This is a genomic window from Tunturibacter gelidoferens, assembly GCF_040358255.1.
In the GTDB taxonomy this organism is placed as follows: domain Bacteria; phylum Acidobacteriota; class Terriglobia; order Terriglobales; family Acidobacteriaceae; genus Edaphobacter; species Edaphobacter gelidiferens.
Window position 1 is genome coordinate 1,891,029 of record NZ_CP132938.1, and the last position, 13,799, is coordinate 1,904,827.

10 protein-coding genes and 1 pseudogene are annotated in these 13,799 nt (G+C 53.9%); 2 read left to right on the plus strand and 9 right to left on the minus strand.

From position 1 onward, the window contains the following. Position 1: 1 nt before the first annotated feature. Positions 2-745, minus strand: a complete 744-nt coding sequence (locus RBB81_RS08535) for a DinB family protein (RefSeq protein WP_257025358.1) — start codon at positions 743-745, stop codon at positions 2-4. Positions 746-1,120: 375 nt separating this feature from the next. Between RBB81_RS08535 and RBB81_RS08540 the strand changes: the two genes are divergently transcribed. Together RBB81_RS08540 and RBB81_RS08545 are read left to right on the plus strand one after the other, a co-directional pair. After that, positions 1,121-2,098, plus strand: coding sequence for an OmpA family protein (locus RBB81_RS08540; protein ID WP_246373602.1), 978 nt, complete (start codon positions 1,121-1,123; stop codon positions 2,096-2,098). 365 nt (positions 2,099-2,463) lie between these two features. Then, positions 2,464-2,814: a response regulator gene (locus RBB81_RS08545; protein ID WP_179581535.1), complete on the plus strand. Its 351-nt coding sequence runs from the start codon at positions 2,464-2,466 to the stop codon at positions 2,812-2,814. Positions 2,815-2,949: 135 nt separating this feature from the next. On the opposite strand, the gene RBB81_RS08550 is transcribed toward RBB81_RS08545, so the two are convergent. The 8 genes and pseudogenes from RBB81_RS08550 to RBB81_RS08585 all read right to left on the minus strand — a co-directional run bounded on the left by RBB81_RS08550 (position 2,950) and on the right by RBB81_RS08585 (position 13,691). Further along, positions 2,950-3,591 (minus strand): response regulator transcription factor, encoded by a 642-nt coding sequence (locus RBB81_RS08550; RefSeq protein ID WP_353073385.1) that lies wholly within the window; start codon positions 3,589-3,591, stop codon positions 2,950-2,952. 146 nt (positions 3,592-3,737) lie between these two features. Continuing rightward, entirely contained in the window at positions 3,738-5,030 is a 1,293-nt protein-coding gene (locus RBB81_RS08555; protein ID WP_179581537.1) for a PAS domain-containing sensor histidine kinase, read from the minus strand. Between the two features lie 1,025 nt (positions 5,031-6,055). Continuing rightward, positions 6,056-6,854: pseudogene (locus RBB81_RS08560) on the minus strand (DUF2950 domain-containing protein). Next, positions 6,793-7,236 carry a DUF3300 domain-containing protein gene (locus RBB81_RS08565; RefSeq protein WP_353073386.1) on the minus strand — a complete coding sequence of 148 codons (444 nt, stop codon included), beginning with the start codon at positions 7,234-7,236 and terminating at the stop codon, positions 6,793-6,795. The pseudogene RBB81_RS08560 and the gene RBB81_RS08565 overlap by 62 nt, the downstream one beginning before the upstream one ends. Next, complete coding sequence (locus tag RBB81_RS08570) at positions 7,166-7,549, minus strand: DUF3300 domain-containing protein (protein WP_353073387.1); 384 nt, start codon at positions 7,547-7,549, stop codon at positions 7,166-7,168. The genes RBB81_RS08565 and RBB81_RS08570 overlap by 71 nt, the downstream gene beginning before the upstream one ends. Positions 7,550-7,909: 360 nt before the next feature. Next, positions 7,910-9,298, minus strand: a complete 1,389-nt coding sequence (locus RBB81_RS08575; protein ID WP_179581538.1) for an efflux transporter outer membrane subunit — start codon at positions 9,296-9,298, stop codon at positions 7,910-7,912. After that, positions 9,295-12,459 carry an efflux RND transporter permease subunit gene (locus RBB81_RS08580; RefSeq protein WP_183789824.1) on the minus strand — a complete coding sequence of 1,055 codons (3,165 nt, stop codon included), beginning with the start codon at positions 12,457-12,459 and terminating at the stop codon, positions 9,295-9,297. Before RBB81_RS08580 ends, RBB81_RS08575 begins: the two co-directional genes overlap by 4 nt. A 2-nt stretch (positions 12,460-12,461) precedes the next feature. Beyond that, positions 12,462-13,691 (minus strand): efflux RND transporter periplasmic adaptor subunit, encoded by a 1,230-nt coding sequence (locus tag RBB81_RS08585; protein WP_179581540.1) that lies wholly within the window; start codon positions 13,689-13,691, stop codon positions 12,462-12,464. Positions 13,692-13,799 lie beyond the last annotated feature (108 nt).

A 13,799-nucleotide genomic window follows, 5' to 3' on the forward strand; every position in this document is an offset into this window, starting at 1 on the left:
CTCAACCAGCAGCGTCATCACTCCTCGCCCCGGGCAGCCGCTTGATCAGGAAGTCAATCTGGCCGGAGTGGTGCGAGATATGCTCGCACACGTGAAACCACAGGCAATAGTTGTTCACCGGGCCGCCGCCCCAACCAGGCTCCTTCAGAGCCGTGGTGAGCCACGCATCATCATGCTTGGCAAACTCAACTAAAGTCTTCTCGCGAGCCTCACGAAGCGCGTCCTGATAGTAGGCGACGTCATGGCCCTTGATCGTCGCCCGCCCAGCTGCACCAAGATTCATCGCCGGACCCCACTTCGCCTCATAGTCCGCCGGAAGCTTGTCGAAGTTTTCGTTCCCGAACGTAATCCTCTGGTACAGAACCTCAGTCGCCGCCAGGTGAAGCATCAGCGCACCAATCGTATTCGCATTCTTGTCGAACAGGTAGTCGAGCTGCTCCTGCGTGAGGTCGCGAGTCGGCCCCAGCACAGCGCCCTCCATCCAGGTCAGCATCGAAACCATCGTGCCGATCTGCGGGGTATACCCCGGCCTCGGCCCGATCATGTTGATCGTCGCCTTGTCATACGGCGGCGCAGTGCGAGGCATCGGCGTGCGCTTGGCCGGCGGCGGAGCTGGCGCAGGCGACTGCCCCGAGCTAGTAGGCTGGGCCGTTTGAGCACCCTGTCCAAACAACGGCACACCAGCCGCAAGAACACCTAAAGCCGAGTGAGCAAGAAACGTCCGGCGCGTAGAAGCGTAGTGCATCTGAACCTCCTGTTTTTACGAGACACCAAGCTTACACCCGACCTCGATTCCGCACACCCAACCGGTCCTCGTTCCCAAAACGGGAAACCCAAAAAATAAACTCAGAATCCGTGTCACATTCCCCATCACCACAAACGATGACTGCTTAATCACCACATTCACCACACAAAACACCACAACTTCTCCATCAAAACACCACGTCTTGGCAGCCGTTTTTCTCAAAAACCCCAACAAAAACCACAAAACCACCCACAAAAAATTGTTGTAAGCCCAACACGAACCCACCACTTTTGTGAAGATGGAAATTCTCCGATCCATCACTAGCATTTCTGCTAATTGTTCTCGCACGCGCTACAACCGCACAATACCAACTACATGATCGATCTGAGCCGGTCGAAAATCGAGTCTGAACACGAGCAACAGAAGGAGCGGACTATGAAAAGAAGCGCGCAGACCTTGATTTTAGCGGGTCCCCTGGTCTCTCTTCTCTTATCTTGCGGTACCGCGTTGGCTCAATCCACCAAGGTCAGTGGATTGATAACCGGGCGAAATGGGGCCAGCATGACGCTGCAAACTTCAGATGAGCCGAAGCTGGTGGTCTTGCTGACAGACACGACACAGGTGGCCCAAATCCAGGGAGTGTTCAAAGCACGCCGCAAGCAGATGTCGATGACCGCGCTGATACCGGGTCTCCAGGTTCAAGTAGAGGGGACTTACGATTCCAAAAACGAACTTGTAGCAAGCTCGGTCAAGTTCAAGGGCAATGATCTGGAAGATGCGCAAACTATACAGGCTGGCTTGCAACCGGCGAAGGAGCAGATCCAACAGAGTCAAAAGGAACTAGACGAGCAGAAAGCAGCGCTTGAGCGGCAGCAACAAGCCATGCAGCAACAGCAGCAACAATTGTCCCAGGCGCAAGCGAAAATCGACAGCAACAAGGCGGCTATCGAGGCTGCCAACAAACGCTTTGGACAGTTGGATGACTACAACATCATGGACGAACTGACGGTCTACTTCGGGAATGGCAAGGTAACCGTCGATCCAAAGTACAAGCCACAGTTACTGCAATTAGCTGAGAAGGCCAAGTCTATTACCGCGTACACGATCCAGGTAAAAGGTTACGCCTCATCATCTGGCAGCGCTTCGCTCAACCAGAAACTAAGCGAAGACCGAGCCAACAAGGTCACACAATTTCTTCAACAGCAGGGACACGTTCCTCTGACCAATATGTTAGCGCCCGGAGCTATGGGCGAAAGCAGGCAGATCGGCAATGACAAGACGGCCGAAGGCGAGACTCAAAACAGACGAGTCGTCGTCAGAGTACTGCAGAACAAGGGAATCGCCGGCACATAAGTAACAGGAGCTAACTAGATCCGGTAAACCTGACGTACCGGTCGCTATTGAAAACCCGATAGACAGCTCGATCGCGTCAAGTCTCTTTTTTCGATTGTTCGCTTGTGGATTGATATCGGAATCTCTGCATTTTCTTTTGCTCTGCGCCCTGCTTGCGCAGAAATACACGACCATACTTGTCATGAAGATAGCTTGAATCGACGCCATTCGGCGATGGGCACCTCCCGTCGATAATTTGCGGTATTTTGCGACTGGAGTTCTCAAAAGGTGTCTTCATTGAGAGGGCGGCCTTGTAGGACATCTACCCGAACGAAGAAGGTGTGGAGCTCGTGATAACGCTTTTGTTAGCAGACGATAACCCTCGTATGTTGGCTGCACTCGTTCAGTTATTGCAACGAGAGTTTGTGATTGTAGATGCGTTGGCAAGTGGGGAAGAAGTTCTTGCTAAATCAGACACTGTGTGTCCTGACATTATTCTGCTTGATATCTCACTTGGAGATCTAACAGCTTTTCAAGTGTCGGACCAGTTGAGGCGGAGAGGATGTCCTTCCAGGATCGTTTTCTTGTCGGTTCACGAGAATCCTGAGTTTGTCCGTGCCGCTATAGAAATAGGCGCTTTCGGTTATGTTTTCAAGTCTCAGATAAGCCGTGACCTGGTGAACGCGCTTCATGCAGTCGCTGAAGGGAATCAATTCTTTTCTAATTCGGAAACGTGATTGCTAAAGCCCGCTTTTGAGCCCCTCTTCTCAATTGCGATAGACACCGAGGAAGTACGGAGCCAGAATTTTAGTATGACTAGAACGGAGTCGGGTGTAGAGGGGCGAATTGGTCACGGTTAGAACTTGCTGTTTTTAGGCGCAAGAAAGCTGATGCTGCATGGCGTACTTGAGCAACTCCGCATTGGTCTTGACTCCAAGTGTCTCCATCATCCGATACTTTTGGAACGCGACCGTTCCCGGTTTAATCTTTAAGATGGTTGCTACTTCCTTCATCGACATGCCTTCCGCCAGTAACTGCAGCACTTCAGTTTGCCGGCCAGTGATTTTTCTGCGGTGAGGTTCTCCTTGAGAGAGTAGGCAACTGACAGTGTCACGCGCTATCAATGGCGACAAATACGATTCGCCATGTATGACCTTGTTGACGGCTACGATCAATTCTTGAGCTGCGGACTGTTTCAGAACATAGCCAGAGGCTCCGCGGCGGAAGGCCTCAGCCGCCATTTCGGCTGTCAGTGTCATGGTCAGGAAAATTAGTTTTACAAGAGGCATCTTGCGTTTGATTTGCTCGCCAGCGTCAAGGCCATTGAGACCCGGCATGGCAATATCGAGAATCACGACATCCGGCTTCAACGTGAAGGCAGCCTGCAGCAAGGACCGGCCGTCGGTAAAGATGCCGATGATCTGATACCGAGGCTCAAGAATCGATTTGCACGCTTCTGCGAGAAGCTTGTGGTCGTCTGCTATTAAGAGACGTGCGTTAGGTCTATGCTCCATGTCTAACACTCCCTATCCAGAAGATCGAGGATATCTACGGGGCCCTTGGCGTGACAGACTAACACGATTCCCAAGCTCTTGACTCATCGGGGATAGCGAATAATTTGCTGCAAAAGTTAAATACGATAGGAAATGTAGTTGCTGTGTCAGCGACTAGTTTGATGTTGCCTGTGAGGTACATTCGCCTCGACCCGAGTTCCTGTTCCCGGTGTCGAAGTAATGGTGAGTTCACCCCGAATCAAGAATATTCTTTCATGCATGCTGGTTAGTCCCAGCCCTCGCGTCCCAGCAGCTTTTTTCGCGACAAAGCCGATACCGTCGTCAGATACGTTGAGATAGACGGAGTCAGGAGCCCCGCGTATCTCTACTGCTACCTTTTTTGCTTGACTATGTTTTGCGACGTTATGCAGCGCCTCTTGTACGACACGGAAGAGACCAAGCGAAACGTCAGCATCTAGCTTGTCCGGAAGGTCGGAGCACACACAGTCGACCCGAATGTTGTAACGCTCGGTAAATTCTCGGCACAAACCCTTTATGGCCACGACGAGACCAAGCAACTCGAGCTCTGAAGAGTGGAGTTGATGCGAAAGGGTACCCACCGCGTGACCAAGATTTTTTATCTTCACGCAGAAGTGTTTCATTTTCTCGTCCCCATCGGGTGTAAGCTTCAAAGTCAGTCGGGCCGCCTCGAGTTCCATGCCGAATAGTGCCAGTGACTGGCCGATACTGTCGTGCAGTTCTCTGGCAACGCGGGTGCGTTCTACTTCTTGAGTGTTAACAAGACGCTGAATGAGTGCCATCCTGGCTTCTTCTGCCTGCCGGTGCTTGGTAATGTCTTCTGCAACTACCAATGCGCAGAGCTCATTGTCAAACTCTATGATTTGAGCGGACAGAAGTGTTATGAAGGGTTCTCCGGCCTTGGTCCGAAAGTTACCTTGATGGCCATGGAGGCTGCCCTCTAGCATGAGCTTTTCGAATACCTGGTCGCGATCATCTAGATCGCTCCACAAGCCGACGCCGATACATGGTTTACCGAGGACCTCACTGCGGCTATACCCAGTGCGTCGCTCGTATGAGTCATTAATTTCACGATAGACGAGACTGCTAAGTTGAATAATGCAAAGAACAGAAGGATTCGCACTAAACACTGCCGCAAAGTTGTCTTGGGCCTGATGAAGAGCACTCGCCTCATCCATTGCTTCCGCTGGATCTCTGCTGGGAGTAAAGGCGATTCGATCTGCTGCGCCGGTGATATGAATTCGATAAGGCGCAGTTCCCCCTCGGTGAGATAGAGTGCTGTTGATCCGATTCATCGTCGGAGATGTGGAGCACTCCTCATCCAAGGCATTGGGATCTCCAATCATATCGATGGACAGGCGGGGCCCGAGCTTTGACGCACATTCAGGAACATCGTTCGAGACTTGTAAGTCGCAACGCATGAACCCTGCCTTTCATTTCCGACTCAGGAGCAGTTACCCTTAAGACGAAGGACGTATGGTCGTACGTGCTGGTCACTCTTGTATGCCAAGTCAAGGTTCTTTTTGTGCCAAGAAGTCAGGAAGTTTAAAAAAATGCTGGGGCGAAGCGAGATTTTAGCCTGTAAGACACGGAAGCCGGAGAGAAGAACTCGCTCAGTGCTGGACAAGAGCCGCTTGCAAAACCATTCGCCTCTTGGCGGAGGCCGTTGGCTCGGGGTAATGTTCAGTCGGTCTGCAATTAGTCGTACAATCTAAACTTTTGAGCAGACCACGACCTGGTGCTGATCCCTATTGTCCTCCCAAAAACAACAAGTGCGAAGTTAAAATTGTACCCTTCGCAATATTATCTTTGAAGCACTTAACTAACCTTAACCAAACCTCCCTGTCCCAACCCCCTCCAGGCAAGCAGCTTATCGATGGTTTGCGTTTCCAAGGCGTAGCGCAGCAAGGGATTGACTGCGCAGCCTTTGTTCGCCCCGCCAGCCTGCTCCGAATGGAAGAAGCCTACACGAGCCACAAGAGTTCTAGGTATGTGAAGGCCTTATGGTTTATGAGGCAAGCTGTCGCGCGCGAAAGTTGACTCCGATTGCGGCTTATCGAAAATGAGTTATTGAATCTACTAGCAGTGAACCTGGAATCTGCTGATCCTTTTGAGCAAGATCGCAATAGATCTCCTGCGGATTGGATAGCTGAAGCGCTACCCTTCAAGTATTGAATTTACCGGCCACCAGGGATCTGCATCAGCGGCTCATTTTGCTTCACAATAAAGTTCTAATTGGATCTGCCTTCGTAACCATCACAGGCCCTGGTAAACGAAATAACCGTGTGAAACTTATTCAGGGCGACGTTGCAAGCTTTCATTGAACGCAAACGGCCATTACCGAGACGGACTACTGAAGGCCCGAGGAAATTGACCTCTCGCCGAGCATGCCGTGTGACGTTGCCGGAAGACGTGCGTCCAAGGTTAGACGCCTAATGTCCAGATGTCACCAATTGTCGGATGTGGGGCGCCAGGTCTTATCTGGATTGTAGAACTCCATGCTCTTGACGATGTTGAGGGAGTCGCTTCCCAAGTCCTTCTGATAGACAACTCCGTCGTAATCAACCATGAAGGTCTTCACGCCCGTGACGCGATATTCAGCAGGTACGGCTACGAGGACTAATCCGCCGATCATCGTCCCCCGGATCATGTAGTCGAGCTTTCCTAAGGGCGCATCAGGACCTTGCCCCTTCAATATTTTGAAATAGTAGCCGTGGAACGGCTTGTGTTTGTCCTCGTAGCCTTCATCAAGGGCCTTCGCTACAGCCTCGCCGATCGGGCCTCCCAACTGCCATCCGGATTTTGCCAGGCGAGCCCATCCTGTTTCCCCGGCGTGCTGATAATTCGCTGTGCATATTCATTCACGCCGGAGTCGTCGTGGATCTCCTCCGCGTAGTCCTTCTGTGCTTCCACGTAGCCTCGACAGATAGTAATGGCGTCCAGTTCGTTAGTCCCGATGCGGCGGAGCAGAATCTCCTTGAGGCCCGTCCTAATATCGAAATACCATTTCGCCTCTTTTCTGACGATCGGGATTGGGAGTGGCCACTCTTCGTCGGCGACGGAAAGAACGGCGCGATTCGGGTTCTTTGGATCTACGACTACCTCAGTCTTTTCGCGAGCTTCCACGGCAAAGGAGGCAGCAGAGTTTTTGTCTCGAACGCATCCGCCGACGAAACGATATCCTTACCATCCGATCCGAACATCCCCATAAGAGCGGGCACGTCGTAGTTCGCAGCCGCCTGGATGAGAGCGTCGGCAGCCTGTTTCGGCGTGGCAAATGACGTTTGCGCAAGTTGCGCGTGACCCACCGCCGCTGGGAACGCTTCGGTTACCGATACGATCTGGGCCGCCGCTGCCACGATTCATCGTGCTCGGCTGTTGCTGACTAGATCCGCCGCGATCCTTCGTCTCTACTTTTTGTTGCTCGGTCGATTTAAGATTTCCCGCGTTTTTCGCTTTCATGCGCATGCGCTGCACCGCGTCCATCACGTCATTCTGCTGCGCAAGAAAGGCGTTACCCAGGTCGGTAGTCCACTTGATGTTTTCTGCAAGCTGCTTAACCGCATCGGGCAGGGGCGCCATAGCTTGGACACTCGGGTCCCAGTCTTCCTTCTCGACAGCCGTCACCAGTGCCTTTATCTTTCAGATCCTTATGTTGCCCCAACCACTGCTGGAGCTGAACGATTTCGAGAGGGTAGGTGGACGCAGCTAGAACCTGGGCCAGCAGCGGGTCAGGATAAAGTGCGATGGGAGCCACCAGAGAGTCCAATTGGTCATTCGGAATCTTCGCCGCAGCTTGCTCCGGCGGCGAATCTTGCTGGGGCGACGATTGAGCGTATGTCGCCAAATCGCCAGGCAACAAAAGCAGCACGCAAAGAACCGCGATTACGCCGCGGATGCTCCCAAAGGATGGACTTTCTCGAAGCACTCTCACTTTCATGATCTGGCAGCCTTTCTCGTAAGCATTCTCGGAGACCGTGCCCTCGGTTGTTACAATTCGATCGATCGCCAATCCATCACATCGCAAAAGAGCTGCTAAGGCTCCTCAACAGCAGCGCTGATTAACTCTAAGTTGTAACCGCCAATGAAACACTCAACTACGGAAGATTAGCTCCGTTCGACATCGATCTCTTGTTGCTTCACTCTATCCAGATCGAGAAAAATGGCTATTGCCAAAAATACTAGTGCGATAAGTCCAAGCCGTGGGCTCTCAGATCTATCGCTAGCGGTACTGCCGTATTCGTGCGCACAGATCGGGCCTCCGAACAGGCGGAGGTCAGATACCAGGTATGGAATAACGTTACGGCTGCCAGCCTCCGCCTAGCGCCTGGTACAACTGGACGTAGTTTTGCATCTCGGCATTCCAGGCCTGCGCCAACGCCAGCTCCGAAGTGAAATATTGCTGTTGGGTAACGAGCACTTCAAGGAAGCTCGTAACTCCACCCGAAAAACGGACGTTCGCAAGGCGGGCAGTTTCCTCGTACGTGTTCGTCTGCTCCTCGAGTTTCATCCGAAAGAGTCGAGCCTGGTTATAACCGACCAGGCTGTTGGCGACGTCGCCAAATGCATTCAGAACTGTCTGCTTGTAGATCAACTCTGTCTCGGTACGCTGTGCCCATGCGAGATTGTAGGCACTCGTGATCGCACCACCGGCATACAGGGGCTGCAGCACCTCTCCACCCAGCGACCAGACGGTCGCCGGCCCCTGGAGGAAGCTGGTTAAAGCAGTACTTTGCGCCCCGAACTGGCCCGTCAAAGATATCTGTGGGAAGAAGGCCGCCTTGGCCACTCCCACGTTGGCATTCGCCGCAACCAATGCTTCTTCGCTCTGCCGCACATCGGGGCGTCGCTCGAGCAGGGCCGAAGGAAGTCCGGTGGGCACAGTAGCCAGATGCGGTTGATCGACCAGGTTGAGGCCGCGGGAGATCGGTCCCGGGTTGCGTCCCAGCAAAATACTGATCTGGTTTTCAGATTGCGCGATGGATTGTTGGCTGCTGATCACCTGAGCTTGAGATTGCTGCAATAGCAGGTTGGCTTGGTACACATCTGTAATCGCGCTGTCGCCACCCTGATACTTGATGGTGTTAAGCCGCAAGATGTCATTGTCGGCTGCGACGTTCTTCTGCGCATAATCCAGCTGATCGTCGAACTGTCGCAACTGGAAATAGGCGACCGCCACGTCGGAGATCAGAGTTGTTTGAACCACGTACCGGGCATAGGTGGTCGCGAGCAACTGCGCACGTGCAGCCTCGGTGGCACGACGGTACTTTCCCCAGAAGTCCACAATGTAATTCAGTTGAATACTAAGCGAATCCAGAGTCGGTCCGTTCGGAATAATCGCATTACGCTGATAGTTGACACCGCCTGAGCCCGAGACGTTGGGCAACTGGTTAGCACGAGTTATCCCTACCACTGCCTGGGCCTGCAGGATGCGGGAGGCGGCGATCTGCATGTCGTAATTATTGGCCAAAGCCTCCTTAATAAGTGCTCTCAACGCCTCGTCCTGAAAGACCGTCTCCCACTGCATCTCGGCAAATGGCTGTGTTCCCGTTGGATTGGACAGGTCCGGCGCAACCCCGCGATACTGATCCGGTGTAACCACCACCGGGCGCTTGTAGTTCGGTCCAACTTTGCAGCCGGCCATCAGTGGCACCAACATAATCGCGGCGAATGGTCTTATGCCGATCATTGTGGAGTGCCTTTCGAAATAGGTTCGTGAATCGCTTCCGGCTCCTTCTTTTTGCCGAAGCGATTGCCGAAACGCTCGACGACATCGAAGGAAACAGGAATAAAGAAGACTGCAAGCAGCGAAGCCGCCAGCATGCCGCCAATCACTACCGTTCCCAACACCTGCCTGGAGATTGCACCCGCACCTGAAGCCGTCCATAGCGGAACGCAGCCAAGGATGAAGGCAAACGCGGTCATCAGGATTGGTCGCAGCCTTAGCTTCGCGCCAGAGAGCGCCGCATCGATCAAGGACTTGCCGCCCTCGTACTCAGCCTTTGCAAACTCAACGATGAGGATGGCGTTCTTGGCCGACAGCCCGATCAGCATAACTAGGCCAATCTGCGCATAAACGTTATTGTCGAGCCGTCGCAGATAAAGCGCAGCGAACGCTCCAAAGACAGCGATTGGAACGCCCAACAGCACACTGAGTGGCAGCGTCCAGCTCTCATACTGCGCGGCCATGATCAGAAACACGATAAAGAAGGACAGCCCGAAGACGACGGCCGGACTGACTCCTTGAGCCGCCTTCACCTCCTGATAAGACATGCCCAGATAGTCGAAGCCCATCTGGTTTGGCATCGTCTTTTTGAAGACATCTTCCAACGCCGCAATTGCCTGGGACGAACTGTAGCCAGGGGCGGCCGAACCGTTGATCTGGACACATTGGAATTGGTTGTACTTCATGATGAATTCGGGTCCGCTGCGTGGTACGTTTCCCGTCAGCGTACTCAGAGGCACCATCTCTCCGCTGCCGTTGGTCACATAAAATTTGCCCAGGTTGTCTGCTGAGGTTCGATAATTACCCTCCGCTTGGATATAGACCTGCCATTGGCGACCAAAACGGTTGAAATAGTTCACGAGGGATCCGCCCATAAACGTCTGCAGTGTCTGGTATACATTTGCCAGGTTTACTTGTTGAGTAAGCACCTTTTCCTGGTCCACAGTAATTCCCACCTGCGGCACTCCAAATAGTGCCGTGGTCATCACACCAGCCAACTCCGGGCGTTTGCGGGCCTCCGCCATGAACACTTCGGCGTTCTTCGCGAGGAACTCAATCGGACTGCCGGAGCGGTCTTCCAGGACAAAGGTGAATCCACCCGATGTTCCGACGCCAGGAATTGCCGGAGGCGGGAAGGCAAAAGCTATCCCCGAAGTAACTCTGGACAGCGCGCCCATCAGGTGCCGCTTGATTCCGAGGTAGCTTTCCTCAGGAGTCTTACGCTCTTCCCAATTTTTGAACGAGACGAAGAAGAAGGAACTGTAAGTGGTATTGACGCCACTCAACATGCTGTAGCCAATCACCGAGCTGACGTTCTCAACACCCGGGGTATCTAACATGATCTTCTCAACCACCTTCGACGCCTCTGAAGTACGGTCTAGGGACGCCGCGTTCGGCAGTTGAAGTCCGCCATACATATAGCCCTGATCTTCATCCGGAAGAAAGCCTCCCGGTGTCTTATGCCCAAAGTAGCCCGCTCCGACTACAAAGACCAGCAAGAGTAGAAATGCGAAACCCGCCTTGTGGATAAGGTGTTTGCAAGTATTGACATATCCATCTGTGACTCTGCCAAAGACGCGATTGAATCCGCGAAAGAACGCCCCCAGCGGGCCGCGAGACTCTTTCCTTGGCCGCAACAACATTGCCGATAGGGCGGGGCTAAGCGTTAGCGCATTGAAAGCCGAGAAGGCGACCGACACCGCGATCGTGACGGCGAACTGCTGATAAAGCCGACCCGTAATACCAGGAATGAATGCGGTCGGCACAAACACTGCAGCCAGAATCAGCGCAATCGCTACCACCGGGCCGCCGACTTCTTCCATCGCCTTGATCGTCGCGTCATGTGGCGTCATGCCGTGTTCGATGTGGTGCTCAACCGCCTCGACGACGACGATAGCGTCATCGACCACCAGCCCAATTGCGAGCACTAAACCAAACAGCGAAAGCGTATTGATCGAAAAACCCAGCAACGGAAAGATCATGAAGGTACCGACCAGCGAAACCGGAACCGCCAGCAGCGGGATAAGCGTGGCCCTCCACCCCTGTAGAAAAATGTAGACCACAAGGATGACCAGCCCTAATGCTTCCAGCAGAGTATGCTCGATCTCCTTGATCCCGGCAGTCACTGCGAGCGTCGTGTCGAGCGCAACAATATAGTCGAGGTCTTCGGGAAAGCGGGTCTTCGACTCCAGCATCAACGCACGAACTCCGGCGGCAGTCGCGACCGCGTTTGCGCCGGGGGCTTGGTAGACCGCCACCAGCGCTGCGGGCTTGCCGTTTAGACGGCCAATCATGTTGTAGTTCTGCGCTCCCAACTCCACGCGTGCAACGTCCTTCAAGCGCAAAATGCCTTCGCCGGCCCTTGCCCGAACGATGATCTCGCCAAAATCCTCCGCAGAAGGAAGGCGACCGGGAGCGCGCACCGTATACGTGAACTGCTGTCCCGGCGGAGCGGGATTGCCGCCGATCTGCCCCGCAGGATTCACATTGTTCTGGGCCTGGATCGCGCTGATGATCTCCGGAACGGTGATCTTGAGGTTCGCCAGTTTGTCCGGATTGACCCAGCACCTCATTGCATACTGGCCAGCGCCGAAGACAGATACCGAAGCGACTCCAGGCACCCGCGTCAGCGCGTCGTTCAAATTGATCGTGGCATAGTTCGCCAGAAAGATGTTGTCATAGCTGCCCTTCGGGGAGCTGAGGTCGATCAGCATCAACGGTGCCGCTGTGGACTTCTGCACCGTTATGCCCTGGTTCAGCACTGCGCTCGGCAGCTGTGAGTTGGCCTGCGAGGCACGCATCTGGGTCAGAATTTGGTCAGTGCTCGCCTCCGTGTCTATGCCGAAGTCCACCGTCAGCGTCATCTGCCCATTGCTGGCGTTCAGCGAGTACATGTAGTTCATCTTGTCGACGCCGGACATCTGCTGCTCAATCGGGGTCGCTACGGATTGCGCGACTGTCTGGGCGTCGGCACCAGTGAAGTTGCCTATGACCTGGATCTGCGGGTCCGCAATATTGGGAAACTGGGAAGTTGGAAGTCCCAACATCGAAACAATGCCGGCGATGACCATCAAGATCGAAATCACAATCGCGACGATCGGTCGATTAATAAAAAATTTGGACATGGTCAGTTGCCCTCAGCCTCGGACGCAACGACGTATGGCTTGGGGGTAACCGGTGTACCTTGACGGACCTTCATGAAGCCCTGGACAATGATCTTCTCTCCAGGCTTCAGCCCCTCTGTCACGATCCAATTCGGTCCGACTCGTTCTCCGACCTTGACCGGACGAAACATGGCTTTGTTCTCCGGGCTGACGACAACAACCTGATACATCGACTGGACTTCAATGACCGCCGCCTGTGGGACCAGTAGGGCATGCTCGTTTGTTCCGGTTTCAATACGAACGTTGCCAAAACCGCCCGGGCGCAGGATGCCGTCCTTGTTGGGAAACTCTGCTGCAATCTGGATCGTGCCGGTCTGCGATGCGATCTCCCGATTTACCAGAACGATCTTGCCCTTTGCCGGAAAAGTGGTCCCGTTCGTCTGTATGAACTCGATCGGAATAGGTTTTCCTTGTGCTCTGCCCCCTCGGACCAAATGCGCGATCGCCTGTGCTCTGCCAAGATAGTCGCTTTCGCTGATATTGAAGTATGCCCGGATCGGATTCACCTGGGAGACAGTCGTCATCTTGGTTGCAGTGCCCACCAGGTCGCCAACGTTCGAATTCGAGACGCCGGCCAGGCCATCGATGGGAGATACGACCTTGGTCCAGGACAGATTCAACTCAGACTGGACCATGCTTGCCTTCGCCGCATTGACCTGCGCCGTCGTCGCCGCCAGGTTAGATATGTCAGTGTCCAGTTGCTTTTGCGGAATAGCGTGCTGTTCAGCGAGTGGGCGGTCCCGCGTGACGTTGTTTTCCGCTTCGGTTTGCTGCGCAACTGCGACCGCTACCTGCGCCTTCGCCTGGTCGAGACTGGCGACAAACGGGCGGGGATCGATCTCATAAAGTAGTTGCCCTTTGTGGACGAAAAAACCCTCCTGATAGTCACGCTTCAGCAGATATCCCTGCACTTTGGGAGTAATATCCGCATTGACCTGGCCGTTCAGCTGAGCCACCCATTCCTCATAGATAGGAACATCCCGTTCCACCACGTCACTTACTTCGACCTCGGGGGGCTTCGGCGGCGGCCCGGCTTCCTTCTTCTCCTCACAACCGCCGCCGGCCATCAGTAGGCACATACCCACAACAATCGAGACGATATCGAAGCCGCGGCTCCGCCTACCTGGCCAAAAGAACATCTCAAGCTTGCCTGTGTGTAAGGGAAAGCTCCGAACCATAGGTCGCGCTCCCATCGTTTTCTCCTCGCCGGACTTGCCCGAGCTATCACCGATATAGTGTTGCCCGCTTTATATCTCATCTCAATCAACGGCACGACTAGCAGTATTGCTAGGCCCGAATCC